This is a genomic window from Alkalibacterium sp. m-11, from assembly GCF_054658155.1.
This window is the reverse complement of the sequence record NZ_BAAGIR010000009.1, coordinates 20,481-41,882: the sequence shown is the minus strand read 5'-3', so window position 1 is coordinate 41,882 and position 21,402 is coordinate 20,481. Positions and strand designations below refer to the sequence as shown.

General features: G+C 43.9%; 29 protein-coding genes. 3 read left to right on the top strand and 26 right to left on the bottom strand.

Annotated elements, in window-relative coordinates:
* Positions 1-241: 241 nt before the first annotated feature.
* Positions 242-787, bottom strand: a complete 546-nt coding sequence (locus tag ACYQ2O_RS02175) for a mechanosensitive ion channel domain-containing protein (RefSeq protein WP_459795910.1) — start codon at positions 785-787, stop codon at positions 242-244.
* A gap of 57 nt (positions 788-844) precedes the next feature.
* A complete protein-coding gene (locus ACYQ2O_RS02170; protein ID WP_459795909.1) occupies positions 845-1,054 on the bottom strand; it encodes a hypothetical protein in 210 nt (69 codons plus the stop codon).
* A gap of 303 nt (positions 1,055-1,357) precedes the next feature.
* Between ACYQ2O_RS02170 and licT the strand changes: the two genes are divergently transcribed.
* Positions 1,358-2,191: a BglG family transcription antiterminator LicT gene (gene licT / locus ACYQ2O_RS02165; RefSeq protein WP_459795908.1), complete on the top strand. Its 834-nt coding sequence runs from the start codon at positions 1,358-1,360 to the stop codon at positions 2,189-2,191.
* A gap of 123 nt (positions 2,192-2,314) precedes the next feature.
* Positions 2,315-4,213 carry a beta-glucoside-specific PTS transporter subunit IIABC gene (locus tag ACYQ2O_RS02160; protein WP_459795907.1) on the top strand — a complete coding sequence of 633 codons (1,899 nt, stop codon included), beginning with the start codon at positions 2,315-2,317 and terminating at the stop codon, positions 4,211-4,213.
* A 63-nt stretch (positions 4,214-4,276) separates the two neighbouring features.
* Here ACYQ2O_RS02160 and ACYQ2O_RS02155 read toward each other — a convergent pair whose 3' ends face one another.
* Complete coding sequence (locus tag ACYQ2O_RS02155; protein ID WP_459769349.1) at positions 4,277-5,404, bottom strand: glycerate kinase family protein; 1,128 nt, start codon at positions 5,402-5,404, stop codon at positions 4,277-4,279.
* Positions 5,405-5,860: 456 nt separating this feature from the next.
* Here ACYQ2O_RS02155 and ACYQ2O_RS02150 point away from each other — a divergent pair, with 456 nt between their 5' ends.
* Entirely contained in the window at positions 5,861-7,051 is a 1,191-nt protein-coding gene (locus tag ACYQ2O_RS02150; protein WP_459795905.1) for a coenzyme F420-0:L-glutamate ligase, read from the top strand.
* A gap of 86 nt (positions 7,052-7,137) precedes the next feature.
* On the opposite strand, the gene ACYQ2O_RS02145 is transcribed toward ACYQ2O_RS02150, so the two are convergent.
* From ACYQ2O_RS02145 to rplX, 23 genes are all read right to left on the bottom strand, one after another.
* Entirely contained in the window at positions 7,138-7,881 is a 744-nt protein-coding gene (locus ACYQ2O_RS02145) for a nucleoside/nucleotide kinase family protein (protein ID WP_459769350.1), read from the bottom strand.
* Positions 7,874-8,677 (bottom strand): tRNA pseudouridine(38-40) synthase TruA, encoded by an 804-nt coding sequence (gene truA / locus ACYQ2O_RS02140; RefSeq protein WP_459795903.1) that lies wholly within the window; start codon positions 8,675-8,677, stop codon positions 7,874-7,876. The genes ACYQ2O_RS02145 and truA overlap by 8 nt, the downstream gene beginning before the upstream one ends.
* Before the next feature lie 161 nt (positions 8,678-8,838).
* Positions 8,839-9,573 carry a DUF6612 family protein gene (locus tag ACYQ2O_RS02135; RefSeq protein ID WP_459795901.1) on the bottom strand — a complete coding sequence of 245 codons (735 nt, stop codon included), beginning with the start codon at positions 9,571-9,573 and terminating at the stop codon, positions 8,839-8,841.
* A 125-nt stretch (positions 9,574-9,698) separates the two neighbouring features.
* On the bottom strand, positions 9,699-10,496 hold the full coding sequence (locus tag ACYQ2O_RS02130) for an energy-coupling factor transporter transmembrane component T family protein (protein ID WP_459795900.1): 798 nt from the start codon (positions 10,494-10,496) through the stop codon (positions 9,699-9,701).
* Complete coding sequence (locus ACYQ2O_RS02125) at positions 10,493-11,368, bottom strand: energy-coupling factor ABC transporter ATP-binding protein (protein WP_459795898.1); 876 nt, start codon at positions 11,366-11,368, stop codon at positions 10,493-10,495. Before ACYQ2O_RS02125 ends, ACYQ2O_RS02130 begins: the two co-directional genes overlap by 4 nt.
* On the bottom strand, positions 11,344-12,183 hold the full coding sequence (locus ACYQ2O_RS02120) for an energy-coupling factor ABC transporter ATP-binding protein (protein WP_091265244.1): 840 nt from the start codon (positions 12,181-12,183) through the stop codon (positions 11,344-11,346). Before ACYQ2O_RS02120 ends, ACYQ2O_RS02125 begins: the two co-directional genes overlap by 25 nt.
* 400 nt (positions 12,184-12,583) lie before the next feature.
* Positions 12,584-13,000 carry a 50S ribosomal protein L17 gene (gene rplQ / locus ACYQ2O_RS02115; protein ID WP_459769358.1) on the bottom strand — a complete coding sequence of 139 codons (417 nt, stop codon included), beginning with the start codon at positions 12,998-13,000 and terminating at the stop codon, positions 12,584-12,586.
* 106 nt (positions 13,001-13,106) lie between these two features.
* Entirely contained in the window at positions 13,107-14,051 is a 945-nt protein-coding gene (locus ACYQ2O_RS02110) for a DNA-directed RNA polymerase subunit alpha (protein ID WP_091265250.1), read from the bottom strand.
* 60 nt (positions 14,052-14,111) lie between these two features.
* On the bottom strand, positions 14,112-14,510 hold the full coding sequence (gene rpsK, locus ACYQ2O_RS02105; RefSeq protein WP_091265252.1) for a 30S ribosomal protein S11: 399 nt from the start codon (positions 14,508-14,510) through the stop codon (positions 14,112-14,114).
* A 28-nt stretch (positions 14,511-14,538) separates the two neighbouring features.
* Positions 14,539-14,904: a 30S ribosomal protein S13 gene (gene rpsM, locus ACYQ2O_RS02100; RefSeq protein WP_091265254.1), complete on the bottom strand. Its 366-nt coding sequence runs from the start codon at positions 14,902-14,904 to the stop codon at positions 14,539-14,541.
* A 24-nt stretch (positions 14,905-14,928) separates the two neighbouring features.
* Positions 14,929-15,042: a 50S ribosomal protein L36 gene (gene rpmJ, locus ACYQ2O_RS02095; RefSeq protein WP_034299928.1), complete on the bottom strand. Its 114-nt coding sequence runs from the start codon at positions 15,040-15,042 to the stop codon at positions 14,929-14,931.
* Between the two features lie 35 nt (positions 15,043-15,077).
* Positions 15,078-15,296, bottom strand: a complete 219-nt coding sequence (gene infA / locus ACYQ2O_RS02090; RefSeq protein WP_346025025.1) for a translation initiation factor IF-1 — start codon at positions 15,294-15,296, stop codon at positions 15,078-15,080.
* 172 nt (positions 15,297-15,468) lie between these two features.
* Positions 15,469-16,113 (bottom strand): adenylate kinase, encoded by a 645-nt coding sequence (locus ACYQ2O_RS02085; protein WP_346025024.1) that lies wholly within the window; start codon positions 16,111-16,113, stop codon positions 15,469-15,471.
* Positions 16,114-16,234: 121 nt separating this feature from the next.
* Complete coding sequence (gene secY / locus ACYQ2O_RS02080) at positions 16,235-17,533, bottom strand: preprotein translocase subunit SecY (protein WP_346025023.1); 1,299 nt, start codon at positions 17,531-17,533, stop codon at positions 16,235-16,237.
* Entirely contained in the window at positions 17,533-17,973 is a 441-nt protein-coding gene (rplO, locus tag ACYQ2O_RS02075) for a 50S ribosomal protein L15 (RefSeq protein ID WP_091265260.1), read from the bottom strand. Before rplO ends, secY begins: the two co-directional genes overlap by 1 nt.
* Positions 17,974-18,010: 37 nt before the next feature.
* Entirely contained in the window at positions 18,011-18,190 is a 180-nt protein-coding gene (gene rpmD / locus ACYQ2O_RS02070; protein ID WP_346025022.1) for a 50S ribosomal protein L30, read from the bottom strand.
* A 14-nt stretch (positions 18,191-18,204) separates the two neighbouring features.
* Positions 18,205-18,708, bottom strand: a complete 504-nt coding sequence (gene rpsE, locus ACYQ2O_RS02065; RefSeq protein ID WP_091265264.1) for a 30S ribosomal protein S5 — start codon at positions 18,706-18,708, stop codon at positions 18,205-18,207.
* Positions 18,709-18,730: 22 nt separating this feature from the next.
* On the bottom strand, positions 18,731-19,096 hold the full coding sequence (gene rplR / locus ACYQ2O_RS02060) for a 50S ribosomal protein L18 (RefSeq protein ID WP_091265266.1): 366 nt from the start codon (positions 19,094-19,096) through the stop codon (positions 18,731-18,733).
* 101 nt (positions 19,097-19,197) lie between these two features.
* The gene (rplF, locus tag ACYQ2O_RS02055) at positions 19,198-19,734 is read right to left on the bottom strand and encodes a 50S ribosomal protein L6 (RefSeq protein WP_091265269.1); all 537 of its coding nucleotides are present in this window, start codon (positions 19,732-19,734) and stop codon (positions 19,198-19,200) included.
* Positions 19,735-19,765: 31 nt separating this feature from the next.
* Positions 19,766-20,164 carry a 30S ribosomal protein S8 gene (gene rpsH / locus ACYQ2O_RS02050; protein WP_091481952.1) on the bottom strand — a complete coding sequence of 133 codons (399 nt, stop codon included), beginning with the start codon at positions 20,162-20,164 and terminating at the stop codon, positions 19,766-19,768.
* 139 nt (positions 20,165-20,303) lie between these two features.
* Complete coding sequence (locus tag ACYQ2O_RS02045; protein ID WP_091265274.1) at positions 20,304-20,489, bottom strand: type Z 30S ribosomal protein S14; 186 nt, start codon at positions 20,487-20,489, stop codon at positions 20,304-20,306.
* A gap of 33 nt (positions 20,490-20,522) precedes the next feature.
* Positions 20,523-21,062, bottom strand: coding sequence for a 50S ribosomal protein L5 (gene rplE / locus ACYQ2O_RS02040; RefSeq protein WP_091265277.1), 540 nt, complete (start codon positions 21,060-21,062; stop codon positions 20,523-20,525).
* A 29-nt stretch (positions 21,063-21,091) separates the two neighbouring features.
* The gene (gene rplX / locus ACYQ2O_RS02035; protein ID WP_091265279.1) at positions 21,092-21,397 is read right to left on the bottom strand and encodes a 50S ribosomal protein L24; all 306 of its coding nucleotides are present in this window, start codon (positions 21,395-21,397) and stop codon (positions 21,092-21,094) included.
* Positions 21,398-21,402: the final 5 nt, after the last annotated feature.

Genomic DNA, 21,402 nt, shown 5'->3' with positions numbered 1-21,402 from the left:
TCGGAGGTGAGTATATGTCTGACAAAGAACGCGTAGAAATACGTATGCCAAAAGTTATTCTAGAAAAAGTAGACGCATACCAAAAAGAAAATGGACTGCCTACAAGAACGGCAGCTATCCTTGAACTGATAAGAAAAGGTCTTGAGAAATAACTTCAAGCTATCGCTTGACCGAAATTCATCTCCCACTTTCACTGGTGCTTCGTACCCATACGTTTAGAAGTGGGAGACTTCTTTCGGAATTACGTTAAAATGGTCCGGAACAACTCATCCCTGATTTTTCGTCGTTCTCTCGTTCCGACGATGTACCTTAAGCTCACTTTTACCCAGTTGTCATCAAAAGAGACAAAGACCTGTGGCTTGAGTGACGCATTCTCAATTCTATACCGGCGTTTCATTTCTGTCCATTCGCGGTCGGACTGCTCATGATACGTACCGATCACACCCTCAGCTACTTCCAGAAGCATAGCACGGGCAAAATCGATGTCACTACTGAAACGCAAGGGGACATGTATTTCATCCCATAAAAACTGGAAATCAGGTGTATAGTTATAGACGGGGGCCGTAAAAATCGAACTGTTGGCTCCCCGGACGATCCGTCCTGTGTACTGGTCGCCGTCGACCCATTCTTCCATTTCCATAAGAGTGGTCCTGAGTACACCAATATCAATGACATCCCCTTTCGTACTCCCCATCAGCACCCGGTCACCTGTATTGAAAAAGTCTCCGAACAGGATCGCGAACCAACCGGCGAAGCTGACGATGACCTCTCTTAAGGCATATGTCACCCCGGCACCGGCCAGCCCGATAGCTGTGGTAAATCCAGTCAGGTTGCTTCCAAAGATTTAGAGGAACAGAATGGCCAGCATCAGATTGTTGATCCATTTCGCTACCTTTCGCGTGACATACCAGTTGCTAGTATTCTGCAGCCGATTATACATCCGTTTTAACAGCAGACGTCTGATGACGAGCAGGACTGACGCGACCAGTATGAAGATAATGGTGTTGGCTGCCAGCGGATAAGTATCAGCGGTTGTCGTGAGCCATTCTAGCATAAAATCCCTCCCTCAATCACCTAAGGGCTAAGCTCCCTAGATGCTCTTTATACCTATTTAGTTTACCAGTAATTCATTGAAAATTTGAAATGAATGCATTTAAGTCGCTTGGCAATCAACCAAAACGTCCTAACAGGATTTACGTAGATTTTTGAAAACGCTAATAAACAGTCTTGACATCTCAGTCTCGTATGTGGTTCAATAATAACGAACGCTCAGATTGTTACTGTTAAATCAGGCTATACTGCATGCATTCAACTATGTATTAGTCGACTGATTCGTCTCGAAGGAGAGGCGCCCATTATGAAGATAAAGAAAATTATTAACAACAACATTGTTCAGTCAATGGACGAAAACGCACATGAAGTACTGGTCATGGGTAAAGGCATCGGCTTCAAAAAGTCTCCCGGTGATCAGATCAATTCTGAAGCGGTCGAGAAAGTGTATACGATTACACCCGACCTGCCGACGAACAAACTGACTCAATTGCTTTCAAAAGTAAAACTGGAACATCTGCAGGTGGCTAACGAAATTATTAGTTACGCACGCGTGTCCCTGGGAAAGAAATTAAGTGAGAACATTTACCTTACACTGACTGATCACATCGATTATGCTATCGAACGGCATCAGTCGAATCTTCCAATCAAGAATGCCCTGCTCTGGGAAATCAAGCGTTTCTACAATCATGAATATCTGATTGGGAAAGAAGCCTTGGCCATTATTGAGAAAAAACTCGGTATCCGTCTACCGGAAGATGAAGCCGGCTTTATCGCGCTTCATCTTGTAAACGCTGAACTTGATATGTCCAAAGTCAGTCAGGTCACGGAAATGACGCATATCATCCAGCGGATCATCAACATCATCAAGTACCATTACAAAATGGATCTGGATGAGTATTCTCTGAATTACGAACGCTTCATCACTCATCTGAAGTTCTTCGTTCACCGCCTCTTCAGTGGGGTCGAACTTGAAGAAGACAAGGATGCTGGCTTTCTGTTCATGCTGAAAGACCGTTACAAGGAAGAATACGAATGTGCTCTGAAAGTCAGGGAGTATATCATCAAAGAGTTCGGACGCGATCTGAAAGAGGATGAGATGATTTATCTCACGATTCACATCAGACGCATCACCAATTAAATACAAGAGGATTGTCACTATTCAATTAGGCTATACCTGAATTTATTCTTTATCCACATTGTGGAGGAGGGTTTATTTAGGTATTTTTTATTGCTCAAATTATAATTTTGGAGGAAAGCTATTATGGATTACAAGAAATTAGCCAGCACCATTCTTGGTGAAGTCGGCGGAGAAAAGAATATCAATGCGCTCGGTCACTGTGCGACCCGTCTGCGTTTCAACTTGAAAGACGACAATAAACCGAATACCGATACGCTGAAAAATACACCCGGAATTATGGGTGTCGTGTCAAAAGGTGGACAGTATCAGGTCATCATTGGAAGTGATGTCGGCAGCGTCTACCGTGAAATCACACATCAGGCTCCAGGACTGGACGATGAAGGAGAAGAAACTGGAGAAGATGACCGCTCAGCAGTCGCAAAGGTCATCGATACGATCACAGGAATCTTCACTCCTATCCTGCCAGCCATTACTGCTGCCGGTATGCTTCAAGCCGTCTTATCAGTCCTTGTCGTATTCAATTTAGTCAGCAATGAAAGTCAGACGTATCAAGTGGTTCAATTCATGGCCGATTCAGCCTTTTATTTCTTACCTATTCTACTGGCCATGTCATCTGCTCAGAAATTCAAGACTAATGCCTATCTGGCAGCTATGATCGGTGGGATTCTACTCCATCCTAACTTTATTGCCATGGTTGAAAATGCGGAAGCAACTGGTGGGATCAGTCTGTTTGGACTGCCAGTATCACCGATCACTTATTCGTCATCCGTTATCCCGATCATCCTGTCAGTCTGGTTCATGTCCTACGTTGAACCGATTGCCGACCGGGTGTCACCAAAAGCAATCAAGTTCTTCAGTAAACCATTAATTACAATTGCCGTAGTCGGTACTGTAGCTATCGTAGCGATTGGTCCATTAGGCCACTTTGTCAGTGACATTATTTCATCCGGCATTCAAGGTCTGGAAAATATTGCGCCATGGCTCGTTCCAACTATTCTGGGTGCATTCACCCCTCTGATGGTTGCAACAGGAACACACTATGGAATCGTTCCGATCGGAATCAACAACCGTATGGTCAATGGATACGACACAGTCATTTACCCAGGAATGCTTGCATCCAACGTTGGACAAGGTGCAGCAGCCCTAGCTGTTGGTTTCAAATCTAAGGATTCAACGATCAAGCAATTAGCTTCCTCAGCCGGATTAACTGGCTTGTTCGGAATTACAGAACCCGCTCTTTACGGGGTCAACTTACGCTACAAGACGCCTCTGATTGGAGCTATGATAGGCGGAGGAGTCGGCGGACTCTATACAGGTATTACGCGTGTCCGTAACTTTGCGGGTGGATCTCCAGGCTTGCTGACATTACCAGGATACATTGGTGATGACACACTTGAATTTTTCATCAACGCATCAATCGGGGCAGCAATCTCTATCGCTATTGCTTTCACTGTCTCATATATTCTATTTAAAGACCCTCAGCCTTCTGAAGACGAACTGGCTAAAAACAGTGAGGCCGTTACTGATCCGAAAGCAAGCGAACTAGGATCGGCTTCTTCAGAAAAAATAACTGAAACAATCGTTTCTCCGATGAAAGGCGAAGCCGTTGACTTGGTCGAAGTTAATGACGGCATGTTCTCCGAAGAGATCCTTGGAAAGGGACTGGCTATACGACCCGATGAAGGACTCGTCAAGGCACCGGTTGAAGGAACAGTCACAGCCGTATTCGATTCAAAACACGCCATCGGCATTACAACAGACTCCGGTATGGAACTGCTGATTCACGTGGGTATAGATACTGTTCAGTTAAACGGTGAAGGCTACGATTATGTTGTCGAAAAAGATCAGCGCGTTGCTGCTGGCGATGATTTGATCACGTTCGACTTGAATTTCATTATTGACCAGGGATTCGACACGACCACACCGATTGTCATCACTAATTCGGTTGATTATCAGGATATTTTGAACCTCACAAATCTAGATGTCGACTTTGGTGACAAGATCATTCGTGCCATGCCTTAATCAGAAATAGACATACAAAAGCGGACCGCTTCCTTGATGGGAGACGCGGTCCGCTTTTTTTAGTTATCTAAATTTGGTTGCATCGATGAGTTTAAAGGCACGCCTGACTGCTCGTTCCAGTAGCTCAGGTCCTTTGTCCATCGCTTCTTTCAAAGTCATCGGTGCGTCCACGATCGGCAGGACAGCTTGGATATGTTCTTCCGGAACATCTGCTAGACCTTCTTCGATTTTTCCGGCAAACAGAATCACTGGGACATCAGTTTCCCTGCACATGCGGCTGATCCCTACAGGAACCTTACCTTGAAGAGACTGGGTATCGAATTTTCCTTCTCCAGTAATTACCAGGTCTGCATCATTTAAAAGAGCCTTGAAGTTGCCTCTATCAGCCAATAGAGTCAGGCCGCTCTGGAAGGTGCATCCAAAAAAGGATAATGCCGCAAACCCAATTCCCCCAGCAGCTCCCGCTCCTTCTATTTCAGTCATCTTACTCTGTGTGCACTCTTCAACTAGGCGGGCATATTCAGCCATTGCCTTGTCATAGTCTGGCAGCTCATCTTTGGATAGCCCCTTCTGTTCCCCGAATACATAGACGGCTCCGTTCTGTCCCAAAAGAGGGTTGGACACATCCGAAGCCAGCTCCCATTTCACAGAAGTCACCCGTTCATCCAGTTCAGAGGCATCTATGGCTTCGACTGCTTTTAAATTAACGGGCAATACTGGAAGTGACTTTCCTTCTACATCTTTAAATATTACCCCTAGCGCCTGAAGCATGCCTATTCCTCCATCGGTTGTCGCACTGCCGCCCAGACCAAGTATAATTGTTTCAGCCCCGTAATCAAGCGCCTGTCTGATCTGTTCCCCCACACCGTAACTGGTATGATTTTCAGGATGAAAAGTTTTAGGATCTGCCTGAATGATTCCGGCCCCTTCTGCGACTTCAATGACCGCTGTCTTATTTTCTTCAATCCATCCCCATCGGCCCTGATAAGGCTGACCGTTGACGCCAGTAATGGTCCGGGTGATCACTTCTCCTTTTTCTGCTCTGACGAATGCATCTACTGTGCCTTCTCCGCCGTCAGCGATAGGAAAGCTTACGACTTCATGATGTGGCAGTGCATCGATCACCGACTGATTTGCCTCTTCGCTAGTCATTGACCCCTTGAATGAATCGATTGCTGCAATAATTTTCATCTGACCGTGCTCCTTTTAATAATTAGTAAGATGTTGACTGATCATCACTTGATCAGTCTTCCCTATTTAAGGTTATTGGTTGGAAATCTGCTTTATTTTGATGGTGCATGAATGTAGCACTCGAACTCAGTTGGGTTTTCCGTTTGAGTTACGGTGCCTAACCTTCAAACACGTGCCTATCTCTACTTACTTATATTACCAAAAAAATAGCAAGCTTTTACTTTTTCATAGAATAATAACCTTAATCACTCTACTAAGATCGTCGTTATGTAAACTCGCTCAGGCGATTTTTTCATTCTTAATCTTTCAATACAATCTGTGACAGGATACACCCCGATCTGACAAGAACATTGTTAAAACAGGATTTAAATTTGTCTTTATTTTATGTATACTATATAGGGGTTTTTGTGCCCTTTTTCTATTTTTTACCAAATACGATTTACAGGAGAGATTATTTTGCAAAGAACAGTTGGGACAGTTGTCCGCGGGCTACGTAGTCCGATCATCAATGAAGGCGACAATATGGAATCGATTGTTGTAGATACGGTACTTGACTCTGCTAAGGCAGAAGGCTATGAGATTATGGATCAGGATATCGTAACGATTACTGAATCCATCGTAGCCCGTGCTCAAGGTAACTATGCTACTTTGGATCACATCGCAACAGACGTCGGAAGAAAATTTGATGGCGAACCGGTCGGAGTTGTTTTCCCGATCCTCAGTCGTAATCGTTTCTCAAACATTTTAAGAGGTATCGCCCGAGGAACTGGCAAAGTTGTTCTTCTGCTGAGTTATCCTTCTGATGAAGTGGGTAATCACCTGGTCTCGCTGGATGAATTAGACGACCACGGCATCAATCCATGGTCAGATGTCTTGAGTGAATCGGAATTCCGTAATTACTTTGGCTACAAGGCTCATCCATTTACTGGCGTCGACTATATCGATTACTATAAATCACTGGTAGAAAATGAAGGCGCAGAATGTGAAGTTATTTTTTCTAATGATGCGAAAACTATTGTTAACTATACTAAAAATGTATTGGCCTGCGATATTCACAGCCGTTTCCGCACGAAGCGTCTGGTCAAGGCTGAAGGTGCTGAAAAAGTGTTCGGTCTGGATGATATCCTGTCTGAATCATTGGACGGCAGCGGCTATAATTCTGAATACGGTCTATTAGGTTCTAATAAGGCAACTGAGGAAACCGTCAAACTTTTCCCTAATAATGGTCAGCCTCTAGTGGAAGCGATCCAGGCACGCCTGAAAGAAGAAACCGGGAAGACAGTTGAAGTCATGATTTATGGTGACGGCGCGTTTAAAGACCCAGTCGGGCAAATTTGGGAACTGGCGGATCCTGTGGTATCTCCTGCTTATACAAGCGGTCTGGACGGTACACCTAACGAAGTGAAACTGAAATACCTTGCCGACAACAACTTTGCTCATTTAAGAGGAAACGAACTGAAAGCAGCTATCTCAGAACACATCGTAAATAAAGGGGCGGATCTAGTTGGACAGATGGAAGCTCAGGGAACGACACCTCGTCGCTTAACTGACCTGATTGGCTCACTTTCTGACCTGACGTCAGGAAGCGGAGATAAAGGGACACCAATTATCTTCATCCAAGGATATTTCGATAACTACACGCATTAATAAAGCGCTCAGTTAATTAAAGCAGCAGAACTGGTCTGAATCTTACATCCGATCAGCTCTGCTGCTTTTTGTGATAACTGGCGTTTCTATTCTTTTACAGTTAGTCTGCCATCCGTGTTCAGCCATAGGATCAGGTCCGCATCTGAGAACTGGCTCAGTACACGTTCGGCATTTACCTTATCTGTTCGCTCATAGTGACGACGTGCTTCTTCATGAGTGGCTCCTCCCCGCTGCTTCCGGTTTACAAGCCGATCTGTCAGCGTATTGATATCTGACTCGATGAAAACAGAATAGTCGCACAACTGACGAAAGTCTGCCCACCCTGGCTGATCAAGAAGCAGATAATTACCTTCGACGAGAACAATATCTGCATCAACCTTCACTGTTTCATCTGATACATCATGAAGTAGACGATCGTAAGTCGGCCACAGGACCTCCTGCTTGTTTTTCAGCTCCTGAATCGTTACGTATAAGCGAAGTCTGTCAAATGTCTCAGGAATACCTTTAAAGGTCCTCAGAGGGAATACGGCACCTTCTCTTTCGATGTCATTTGAATCAAGATAAGTATTGTAATGATGAAACCCGTCCATTGCAGCAGCCTGAAATTTAAAAGGCGTATCTATTTCTTTATATAAGTCTTCCAAAAACAGCGATAAAGTCGTTTTTCCGGCTCCCGGTGGTGCTGCGAGGTAGACAATGACTCGGTTACCTTTTTCAGTACGCATGGTCACCAGTTTCTGAAGCAATGGTAGAAAAATCTCCGTTACTTCTTCACTCGTGTAGCTGGCTTCAACTGGGAGCCCTGTCACCGTATATGTCTTCTTATGCATCTGGACGGTCCTCTCCTTCATCTGTGAATCCAGGTATGTCCTTTTCATCATAATACACACGTTCCATGCATAAACCTTCCGGTGCTAACGTTTTTCCTGCTGCCTCACGGTCTCTGGCCTGAATGATCAGCGGAATATCTGAAGCCAGTCGCTTACCAGAAGCCACTTCCACCAGAATCCCCATCAGGATCCGAATCATATTATATAAAAATCCGTTGCCTACAAAGGTGAATACCCACGTATTCGAGCTGGTGTCCCATTCGACCGAGGCTTGATAGATCGTGCGGACTTTGTCTTCCACCTCCGACTTAGTCGACGCAAAGCTGGTAAAGTCATGGGTGCCTATGAGATAAGTCATTGCTTCTTCAACCGGCTCCAACGTCATCGGGTAACGATGGTGATAAGCATAATTCCTGATGAACGGATCCCTGAACTGATTATTGTCTATTGTATACTTGTACATCTTCCCTTTAGCCTGGAAGCGTGAATGAAAGTCTACATCGGTCAATTCTACATTAGTCACGGTTATGTCTTCCGGCGTCATGCTGTTCAGACCAATATGCATCCTCTTTGGCTCGATATAGAAGGGAAAGTCATAGTGAACAACCTGTCCTCTTGCATGGACTCCTGCATCAGTCCGTCCAGCTCCGTGGACTTTGACTGTGTGACCTTTGGACATCTTCTTCAGAGTATTTTCCAGCTCACCTTGAATCGTCCGTTTGTCCGGCTGCACCTGAAACCCAGAAAATTCGGTGCCGTCGTAACTTAGAACACATTTATACCTGTACGTTGTCATTTTACTTACTTCCTTTAACTTTTCATTTTGCTTGAGAAGTCTACATCTCTGTAAATACTAGTTTATTGAAAAAATATAGCGCGGATTAAACTTCACACCACTTTTACGGTGTACCACTTCTTAGTCAATTAACTACACAGCCAAACCCTATTAATAGTTGATCAGTCAGTCGTTTCTTCAAAAATGTCATCTTCAACCTCAAGCTGATCTATCTCATTAAAGTCAGCATATTGCGTATCTACTGTAAGTATCACTGAAGCTAATTCATTTTCTGCTTCTACTAAGAGGTCCAGCTGTTCTATCAACTGGGTTTCTGCATCAACGATGACCTCAAGAATCAATTCAATATCCTCTTCCTCGAATCCGTCAATTGTGAGACTGAATGGTACCTCAAAAGCATCCCACACGTCCTGATCATAGCCAGTGTAGCTTAGAATAAGATTGTCTTCTTCCACCTCAGCTGTAATGTATTCTTCGGAGTTTATTATTGCTTCAAGGACCGTTCTATAGCTAGTTTCTTCCGTGTCGCTGGCTTCCCCGGCTACTTCCTGCCAGCCACTTCCATCATGAATATAATACGTCGATCCATCAAAGTATATCTCGTTGGATACTTCAACACCATCCTGTTCATTGGTTATAATAACGTGACCCGAATCAAAGTCACCGATGATACGTGCATCAAGTCTGGCTCTGTTTACTGTCGATTGACCCATAGCATCGGTCTCAGCCGATAAATTGATATCTGTGCTGTAACTGTCAAGATTACTTTCAGCCTCCTGCATGTAAGATACCCAATTATCATCTAAATCGTTGGGGATTCCACCTCCCATCATGCCACATCCTGTGAGTAGAGTCCCACCTAAAACTGTCCAGACAATTTTTCTTTTAATCGTCATCTTTTTCACCTCGTCAGATTAATGTATGTAACAGATACTCCTTATCCTATCGCTATCTTAACACATATGGTTAGTCATTATATCAAAAAAACAGGGATAAAGATAAGCATCTTCATCCCTGTTGATTAAGTTCTCAGTACAAATAATGCGGCCGACAGAAGGCCAAATGCCACCATTGTCATGGTATCTCTGTTGACCCATTCCAGCTGGCGGTACTTGGTACGTCCTTCTCCACCTTTGTAGCCTCGTGCTTCCATAGCCGTAGCCAGTTCTTCAGCCCGGTTGAATGAGCTGACAAACAGAGGAATCAGTAGCGGTACGATAGCTTTCATCTGCTGGTAAATATTTCCTTCACCAAAATCGATGCCTCGCGCACGCTGGGCATTCATGATCTTCTCCGTTTCATCCATTAACGTTGGAACAAAACGTAAGGCGATCGACAGCATCAAGGCAATTTCGTGAACAGGCACTTTAACTGCAGCAAGCGGTCGCAGCAGGTACTCGATGGCATCCGTCAGAGACAGCGGCATCGTCGTCAGCGTCAGGATTGTCGACATGAAAATGATCAGGACGAATCGCATGAAGATGAAAACCCCATTCAGAAGCCCTTCCTGTGAAATAACGACTGGCCCGAATCTGAACCAGATCGTCGATCCGCTCGTAAACAGAATCTGTAGAATTACTGTAAAGAGGATCAGCCAGATCAGTGGCTTCACACCATTGATAAAGAATTTAGGGTTGATTTCAGACAGCTTGACGGCCGTCAGAACAAAAATGGTCAGAAGCACATAGGTCAGCCAGTTATTAGCCAGGAAGATGATGATAATGAACCAGATGGCTCCCATCAGCTTCGCACGAGGGTCCAGACGGTGAATAAATGAGTCACCCGGGATATAACGTCCGAATATCAGTTTTTCCATCATAATCCTTCACCTGCTTTGCTCGCTAGCTTATCTTTCATCTGCTGGGCCAGCTCATCTGTTGTCAAAGGCAGCGGATCAAATGTCCACTCGAACTTTTCTTCTAGCTCATGAGCAAAACGGACGGTTGACGGCACACCCAGCTGCATGCTGGATAACCAGCCGGCTTCCTTGAACAGCTCTCTCGGGTGTCCTTCTTTCATGACTGTTCCTTTTTCAAGAACGATCATGTGATCAGCGTATGTCGCCACATCATCCATCTGGTGCGTCACCAGCACAACAGTCAGTCCCTGTTCCTTGTAGAGAGTATAGAACATATCCATAATCTCCTTGCGTCCCTGAGGATCCAGACCTGCTGTCGGCTCATCCAGAACCAGAACTTCCGGTTCGAGAGCCAGCACTCCAGCTATAGCCACGCGGCGCATCTGGCCCCCGGACAAGTCAAAAGGTGACCGTTCCATAAAGGATTCGTCCAGTCCAACGAGCGGCAGGAGTTCTCTGGCTTTCTCGAGGCCTTCTTCTTCGGACAGGCCGAAGTTCTTCGGTCCGAATGCAATATCTTTGCCAACCGTCTCTTCAAACAGCTGAGCTTCCGGAAACTGGAAAACGATCCCGACTTTTTTACGCAGAGACTTGAGTCCCTTATTCTCAGAAAAGTTTGTGATGACCCGGTCGCCGATAGTCACTTGACCACTCGTCGGCTTTTTCAGCGCATTCAGATGCTGAAGTACAGTCGACTTTCCACTTCCGGTATGTCCGACGATGGCAGTAAAGGAACTGTCTTTGATCGTCAGATTGATATCATGAAGCGCTCTACTCTGGAAGGGTGTACCCGGCTGATAGGTGTAGCCTACTTCTTCGAAACGTATGTCCATAGCCAGTCAACCATCCCTTCTTCAGTCAGATAATCCTTGGGCACATCAATGCCCTCTTTCTTAAGTGATGCCTTCAATCTTTCAGGGAAGGGCAGATCCAGTCCCATTTCGACAAGTTTTTCTCCATATGAAAAGATCGTTTCCGGAGTCCCTTCCTGGATCATCTGGCCGTCTCTCATGACCAGTACCCGGTTGGCAGCTGCCGCTTCGTCAATATCATGAGTGATGGACAGGACAGATAAGTTCTCCTGCTCCTTCACTTCCTTGACTGTACGCAGAACTTCTTCTCTTCCCTGAGGATCAAGCATACTGGTTGCTTCATCAAGGATCATGATGTCCGGTCTCAGTGCAACGATTCCTGCAATAGCTACACGCTGCTTCTGACCTCCGGATAGACGGGCTGGTTCACGTTCAGCAAACTCGAGCATGTTCACTTTTTCCAGAGCTGTTCGGACCCGTTCAAGCATCTCTTCTCTGGGAATACCCAGATTCTCGAGTCCAAAGGCTACATCATCCTGAACAGTCGATCCGACAAACTGGTTATCAGGGTTCTGAAAGACCATGCCGACCATTTCACGAATGGACCAGACATTCTTTTCATTCAGCTCAAGACCGCCGACAGCAACTTCTCCACTATCGGGTTCGATCAGTCCGTTGACCGTCTTGGCCAATGTAGACTTACCAGAGCCGTTAGGTCCGATGATCGCAACCCATTCGCCTTTATTGATTGAAAAAGAAACACCCTTCAGAGCAGGACGCTGATCTTCATCATCATATGTGTAAGTGACGTTTTTAACGTTTATAATTTCAGACATGATTTACCTCAACTTTTTGATTCAGTCTTTAAGTGCAGCGTCTTAGGTGTCAAGACAGCAACTCAACATTACAAGATTACCAAAAACAGTCTGAGATAACAATAGCTAAAGCCTCATGTATCCCTTTACATTAAAGGCTTTTAAAGTTATCTTACTGCCATTCTCGCTATGCTGGGGTACGATTCTTTATGCAGATATTCCTGCTAAAGGTATGATCCCGAAACTTGATTAAGTCATTCACTATGTAAACATATAAAAAAAACACTTTGCGATATATGGTGCTCCCCCCGAAGGAATCCTCCGGGGGAAACTGAGCTAGACACTTGGAAACTAGTCCATCATCGTAACGCTCATCATACATCCAAAAGTGATTTGGTCAAATCATTATATCGATTACTGATTACTCAGCATCTTCGTCAGCAGAAGCTGCAGGTCCCTCAACAAGCTCAAGTACAGCCATTGGTGCACCGTCACCACGACGAGGTTCTGTTTTCAGTACGCGTGTGTATCCACCGTTACGCTCAGCGAAACGAGGTGCGATATCATCAAACAGTTTTTGAAGTACAGTTTGTACTACGATTTCGTCTTCAGTTTCTGATACAGTTGCCAGTTCGTTACGAACAAATGCAGCAGCTTGACGACGAGCGTGCAAGTCTCCACGCTTACCTAATGTGATCATTTTATCGGCAAGTTTAGATACTTCTTTCGCACGAGTCACAGTAGTTACAATACGCTCATTGATGAAAAGATCTGATGTCAGATCACGAAGCATTGCTTTACGCTGTGAACTAGTACGTCCTAATTTACGATAACCCATTCGTCGAAATCCTCCCTTAACTACAAGATTACAATTCCGTCATGTCAGACATGCCGGTCAGTTTTTTATAACATACCTGTTTAGGTATATCAGTTAGTATGAGTAATTACTCTTCATCACGCAGGCCCAGATCGAGCTCGCCTAATTTAAGTTTAACTTCTTCCAGTGATTTACGTCCCAAGTTACGGACTTTCATCATTTCTGGTTCAGTTTTATTTGTCAGTTCCTGAACAGTGTTTATTCCAGCTCGCTTCAGACAGTTGTAAGAACGTACAGATAGATCAAGCTCTTCGATAGTCATCTCAAGCATTTTTTCCATTTGTGTTTCTTCTTTTTCAACCATGATTTCAGCTTCGCGGGCTTCTTCTGTCAAGTTGACGAATATATTCAGGTGTTCGGTCATGATTTTAGCTGCTAAACTTACACCGTCTTCAGGAGAGATCGAACCATCTGTCCATACATCAAGCGTCAGCTTGTCGTACTGTTCTTTTTCTCCAACACGTGTATTTTCGACATGGTAGTTCACTCGGCTGATTGGGGTATAAATCGAATCAACCGGCAATACACCAATCGGCATATCATCGTGTTTGTTGTGTTCAGCGCGTACATACCCTCTGCCTTTTTGTGCTTCCATTCGGGCGTGTAAGTGTCCACCCTCAGAGACTGTACAAATATATAGATCCGGGTTCATTATTTCAACATCACTGTCAAAAATAATATCAGCAGCTGTGACAGTTGCCGGTCCCTCGACATCTATTTCAATTGTTTTAGTTTCATCAGAATACAACTTAAGCGCGAGTTTTTTTAAGTTTAAAATGATGGCAGTAACATCTTCTACTACTCCATCGATCGCAGTGAATTCATGCAAAACGCCATCAATTTGAATATTTGTGACGGCAGCACCTGGCAAAGATGATAGTAAGATTCGACGCAGGGAGTTACCCAGAGTAGTTCCGTATCCTCGCTCAAGCGGTTCTACGACAAACTTGCCGAATTTTCCATCTTCACTGATCTCAACTGTATCTATTACCGGTTTCTCAATTTCGATCATATAGTCCGTTTACCCCTTTCAAAACGTTTAGTCCACGCTATCCTAAAACGACATCTATTATTAAACGCGACGACGTTTTGGAGGACGGCATCCGTTATGTGGTACCGGTGTTACGTCACGAATTGCAGTTACTTCCAAACCAGTTGCTTGTAGAGAACGGATTGCAGCTTCACGGCCTGACCCAGGTCCTTTAACAGTAACCTCGACAGACTTCATGCCATTTTCCATTCCGCCTTTAGCAGCAGCTTCAGCAGCCATTTGAGCAGCGAAAGGTGTTGATTTACGAGAACCTCTGAATCCTAATGATCCAGCAGATGACCATGAAATCGCGTTTCCATGTACATCAGTTATCATTACAATAGTGTTGTTGAATGTTGAACGGATATGTGCTACTCCGTGTTCAATATTCTTTTTCACTCGACGTTTACGATTACGAGCGGGTCTTTTTGCTTTAGCCATTCGTAGATTGACCTCCTAACTTAGGTGATTATTTTTTCTTGCCGGCAATAGCGATTGCTCTGCCTTTACGCGTACGCGCATTGTTTTTAGTGTTCTGACCACGTACTGGAAGACCACGACGGTGACGAATGCCACGGTATGATCCGATTTCGATTAAACGTTTGATGTTTTGGTTCACTTCACGACGAAGATCTCCTTCAACTTTCAGTTTATCGACTTCAGCACGGATTGCATCTAATTGATCGTTTGTCAGTTCACGTACACGAGTTTCCTCTGGTACGCCTGCAGCTTCAAGAATCTTCTGAGCTGTTGTCTTACCGATACCATAGATATATGTTAATGAAATTACCACATGTTTGTCACGTGGAATATCTACACCTGCTACACGAGCCATGTATGAGCACCTCCTGTTATTATATTATCCTTGACGTTGTTTGTGCTTAGGATTTTCGCAAATAACCATTACACGGCCGTTACGACGAATCACTTTACACTTGTCACACATTTTTTTGACTGATGGTCTTACTTTCATGAACTTTCCCTCCTTGAGTCTTCGGAGTCCTAAGTTTATTTAAATCGATACGTAATGCGTCCAAGAGTTAAATCATATGGAGACATTTCTACCGTTACCTTATCCCCAGGCAGAATCCGGATGTAATTCATACGAATTTTGCCAGAAACGTGTGCTAGAATTTCGTGCCCGTTCTCCAATTCAACTTTGAACATTGCATTAGGCAAAGTTTCTAGGACGGTTCCTTCAATCTCTATAACATCATCTTTTGCCACGCCTGGTTTCCTCCTTTGATATCTCACTTCTGTACACATGAAATAGTGAGAACAAAGTATTCTCACTTGATTATCTACTATAATAATGTAAAACGCCAGCTTTTTGACGCTCGTACTATTATATCATGCGCACACAATCATTGCAAGGATTCATTATAAAACATCGGACTTCTTAGTTTAACTGGTCCACAATGTCCTGAAATACTTTTTTCGGATCCTGTTCGCCGTCAATTTCACGAACCAGATCGTAGTCAGCATAATGCTTGACAAGTACTTCTGTCTGTTCTTCATTCACATCAATACGATTCTTAACTGTTTCAGGCTTATCGTCTTCACGCTGATAAAAATCGTGTGCGCCGCATTTATCACAAGTGCCCTCCACTTTAGGTGGATTCATTGTCTTGTGATACGTAGCACCACAGTTTGAACACATGAATCGGCCGGTCAGACGTTCCATTAAAATGTCTTTAGGTACCTTAATGTACAGAACATGCTGCAGTCTTCTGTTCTTCGAAGCCAAAGCTTTCTGTAAAGCCTGTGCCTGATTCAACGTGCGAGGGTAGCCATCCAGTAAAAACCCTCTTTTGGCATCGTCTTGTTCGAGACGTTCTTTGACAATTCCATTTGTTACTTCATCTGGCACGAGATTTCCCTCGTCCATGTATTTTTTTGCTTCCAAACCCAGTGGAGTCTTGTTCTTCATAGCTGCCCTGAACATATCTCCGGTAGAAATATGCGGTATATTGAATTTATCAGATATACGTGCAGCCTGAGTCCCTTTCCCTGCTCCGGGAAGACCTAACAGGATCAAATTCATCTTGCTTCCTCCTTAAGTTGGTAAGAATTTCTTCAGCATTAACGGAAAAAAGACCGATTCACCCTCTACTGGCAGGCAGTAAAGACTAAGGGGCAAATCGTCTATTTTCAATGGGCTACCATTATGAGCGCTGAATGAAACCTTGGTAACTCTTCTTGCTCAGCAATCCTTCAAGCTGACGCATGGAGTCAAGTGCCACACCGACAACGATGAGCAGGCTTGTTCCTCCTAAAGCAATCGAACTGGGTAGATTGAACAAAGCAGAAGCCACAATCGGAAGCAATGAGATCGTTCCTAGATAAATCGCTCCAACTGTGCTTAAACGAATAAGCATATAGCCAATGTATTCTTCTGTAGCTCGTCCAGGTCTGACACTAGGTATATATCCATTTTGTTTCTGCAGGTTTTCCGCGGCTTTTTCAGGGTTGACCTGAATAAAGGCGTAGAAGTACGTGAAGAGAACAATAAGGATCGTGTACAGAGCTGCTCCAAGCGGTTCCTGAAGATTGAAAATGTTATTCAGTGTCTGGAACCATGCAGCATTCTGATTACCTTGAGCAAAGTAACCTAAAATGATCTGCGGAGTCATAAGAAACGAACTGGCGAAGATAACTGGAATAACTCCAGCTGAGTTAACTTTAAGTGGCAATACAGCACTGTCCTTGGACGTGCTGGCACGTTTTGAATAACGGACAGGTATATTACGTTTTGCATTTTCCATAAACGTTACGAGAATAACGAGCAGAATGAATACGACGATGATTCCTGCAGCTAATGCCCAGGCACTGACGATTTCATCTCCTGCATTACGGATCTGCGTGTTATAGAACTGCTGTACATCTTGTGGAATACGAGCAATGATCCCTGAGAAGATGATGAATGATGTTCCGTTACCGAATCCGTGAACGGTGATCATTTCACCTAACCACATAACAAGCATCGTTCCTGCTGTAAGGATGATTGCGATGATAATATACGTCGCCGGTCCAGGATTTCTTACGAGTCCCAGTCCAGTCAGCGCATTGAATCCATAAGAGATACCAATCGCCTGGAAGAATGCCAGAACGATTGTTAAATAGCGCGTGGCCTGGTTCAGCTTTTTACGTCCCACTTCACCCTGTTCGGACCATTCCTTGAACTTTGGAAGGACGTCCATCTGCAGGAGCTGTACGACGATCGATGCCGTAATGTATGGAGATACACCTAGAGCGAAAACTGAGTAACTCCCCAGAGCTCCACCACCAAAGGTATCAAGCAAGTTGAACAAGCCGGTATCTGATAATTCTGTTAATGCCTGTGCATTTACACCTGGTACCGTAATATGCGTTCCGAGACGGAACACAATCAGGATACCTAAGGTGAATAATACACGAGTACGAACATCTTTTTCTTTGATAGCGCCCTTTATCAGTTCGATCATTAGATCACCTCTACTGATCCACCGGCAGCTTCGATCGCTTCTTTAGCAGAAGCAGAAAACTTGTGTGCTTTCACAGTTAGTTTGTGATCGACGTTTCCTTTCGCCAAAACTTTCACACCGGATTTTTCGTTTTTGATTACTCCTGTTTCTACAAGTAGTTCTGGAGTAACTTCTGTACCTTCTTCGAATCGGTTAAGTGTGTCTAAGTTAACAATAGCAAATTCTTTACGGTTGTAGTTAGTAAATCCGCGTTTTGGTAGAGTCTGGAACAATGGTGTCTGTCCACCCTCAAAACCTAAACGTGTTCCTCCGCCTGAACGAGCTTTCTGCCCTTTTTGTCCACGGCCGGATGTTTTTCCGTTACCAGAAGATGATCCGCGACCTACACGGTTACGTGTTTTACGAGATCCTTCTGCAGGTTTTAATTCATGAAGTTTCATAAATTCTGGCACCTCCTTTAGTTAGTCTCTGTACTCATTAGGCTTCTTTAACATCGACTAAATGAGTGATATGTTTGATTGCTCCTCGAACATATTCATTGTCAGGTCTTACCACTGTGTGGTTTAGCTTTTTAAGACCTAAAGTCTGAACTGCCTGGATCTGTTTCTGAGAACGACCAATCAAACTGCGTTTTAAAGTAATTTCCAAGTTTGCCATTGAGTCATCTCTCCTTATCCAAGTAATTCTTCTACGGATTTCCCGCGTAGTTTAGCTACATCTTCAGCACGTTTCAAGTTGCTGATTCCGTCGATTGTTGCACGGATCATGTTGATTGGCGAGCTGGATCCAACTGATTTAGAAGATACGTCTTGTACTCCAGCCAATTCCAGTACCGCACGTACAGGTCCACCAGCAGATACTCCAGAACCGGCAACAGCTGGTTTAAGAATAATCTTACCGCCACCATGGCGTCCGATAATCTGGTGTGGAAGAGTAGTTCCAACCATAGGTACTTCCACAAGATTGTTTTTAGCGTCATCGATCGCTTTACGGATCGCTTCAGGTACTTCCTGAGCTTTACCGGTACCAAAACCGACATGTCCGTTTCTGTCTCCAACAACCACTAAAGCAGCGAAACGCATACGACGTCCACCTTTAACAACTTTAGTAACACGGTTTATTTCTACTACGCGATCTTCAATATCTAATTTAGATGCATCAATATGAGTTGTCATGTACTGTAACTCCTCCTTTTCTTTAGAATTTAAGTCCGTTTTCACGTGCTGCGTCAGCTAGTGCTTGTACGCGTCCGTGGTATTGATATCCTCCACGATCAAAGACTACTTCAGTAATGTCTTTGTCTACTGCGCGTTTAGCAACTAGTGCGCCTACTGCAGCAGCTTCTTCAACTTTTGAATCACCTGAAACATCAGTATCCAAGGAAGATGCACTTGCGAGCGTTACACCCTCTACATCATCAATTACTTGAGCGTAGATGTTTTTATTCGAACGGAAAATGTTCAAACGTGGGCGCTCAGCAGTACCAGAAAGGTTTCTGCGAATACGTTTTTGTCTTTTCTTGCGTAATTTGTTTTTATCTGGTTTTGAAATCACAATTGTCACCTCTTTATATAGAATTCTCCTGTTACAGAGATCGTCGGGTCAACTGGCAAATAGAGAAGCAGAACACGATACGCTGATGGATCAGGTTCCACTTATACTCGTTATTTACCTGTTTTACCTTCTTTACGACGTACGTGTTCGCCTCTGTAGCGAATTCCTTTACCTTTGTATGGCTCAGGTGGACGTACAGCGCGGATGTTAGCAGCTAATGCGCCAACTTTTTCTTTGCTTGCACCTTTAACAGATATAACAGTATTAGATGGTACTTCAACTGTCAATCCTTCAACTTGTTCGAATTCAACTTGGTGAGAAAGACCTACGTTCAATACAAGTTTAGTTCCCTGCAACTGTGCACGGTAACCAACACCATTCAGTTCTAGAACTTTTTCGAATCCGACAGATACACCTTCTACCATGTTGTTCACGATAGCGCGAGTAGTTCCGTGGATCGTACGGTTAGCTTTAGAATCGTTTGGACGAGTGAACGTCATTTCATTATCTTCGATTTTAATATCAATAACAGGGCTGACTTCACGGGATAATTCTCCGTTTTTCCCTTTAACTGTTACCACGTTTCCGTCGATGTTTACATCTACACCTTCAGGAATAGTGATAGGCTTATTTCCGATACGGCTCAAAGTCCGGCACCTCCTTCATCTTTCTTAATGATTACCAAACGTATGCGAGGACTTCTCCCCCGATATTTTTAGCACGTGCTACTTTATCTGTAACGACGCCTTCTGAAGTCGATACTAGGGCGATACCCAGTCCGTTCAGTACTTTAGGCATCTCTTCTGCGTTAACATAAACGCGTAGGCCTGGTTTAGAGATACGTCTAACACCAGTGATTACACGTTCGTTGTTCTGACCATATTTTAAGAAAATGCGGACGATTCCTTGTTTGTCATCTTCCACGAATTCAACATCCTTGACGAAACCTTCTGATTTCAGGATATCGGCCATAGCTCTTTTTAAGTTAGAAGCAGGAATTTCCACTTTCGTATGACGCGCGTTGTTGGCGTTACGAATACGAGTTAAAAAGTCTGCGATTGGATCTGTCATGACCATTCGTTGTAGCCTCCTTTACGGCAAGTTTTCTAATTCAGTCCCGCTCGGTTGGCTCCATCATTTCTTATTATCATGCAGTACTGATACCGAATGATCTGTTCAAAATGTGAAGTCCATTTACCGTGCTGTCCCTTGTTGTTTACCAGCTTGCTTTTTTCAAGCCAGGAATTTGACCTTTATATGCTAGCTCACGCAAGCAGATACGGCATAATTTGAATTTTTTGTACACGGAGTGTGGGCGTCCGCAACGTTCACAGCGGGTATACTCACGAGTCGAAAACTTGGCTGGTTTTTTGTTTTTTTCGATCATTGCTTTTTTAGCCATTTCTAATATTACCCTCCTAATAGGTAGTTTAGGTTATTTCTGGAACGGCATTCCCAATTGTCCGAGTAACTCACGAGCTTCTTCGTCTGTGTCAGCTGTTGTAACAATGACGATATCCATTCCGCGAACCTTATCTACATCATCGTAGTCGATTTCAGGGAAAATTAGTTGCTCTTTGATTCCCAGCGTGTAGTTACCACGGCCGTCAAATGCATTTTTGCTCACTCCACGGAAATCACGTACACGAGGTAATGAAACAGAAACTAATTTATCCAGGAAATCATACATGCGAGCTCCACGCAGGGTAACTTTCGTACCGATCGGCATACCTTCACGTAGACGGAAACCTGCGATAGATTTTTTCGCACGAGTGACAACTGGTTTTTGTCCAGAAATTTTTGTTAATTCTTCTACTGCTTTGTCTAAGTTTTTCGTGTTTGAAACAGCGTCACCTACACCCATGTTGATAACGATCTTGTCAACTTCTGGTGCCTGCATAACAGAGCTGTATTCAAATTTTTCAACTAATGATGGACGTACATCATTGTTATATTTTTCTTTAAGGCGTGTCATTTATGAATGCCCTCCTTTCCTACTTTTTATTAAAGTGCTTCGCCAGATTTTTTAGCGTAACGAACTTTCTTGCCATCTTCGATCTTATAACCTACACGTGTAGATTCTCCTGTTTTAGGATCGATCAACTGAACATTAGATACGTGAATTGGTGCTTCTGTTTCAACAATTCCGCCTTCTTGTCCCATACCTGTAGGACGGGTATGTTTTTTCATGATGTTGATCCCTTCAACGATCACTTTGTTCTGTTTAGGCATAGCAGATAGGACTGTTCCTTCTTTACCTTTGTCCTTACCAGCTAAAACTCTAACTTTATCTCCTGATTTAACAAACATTCTCT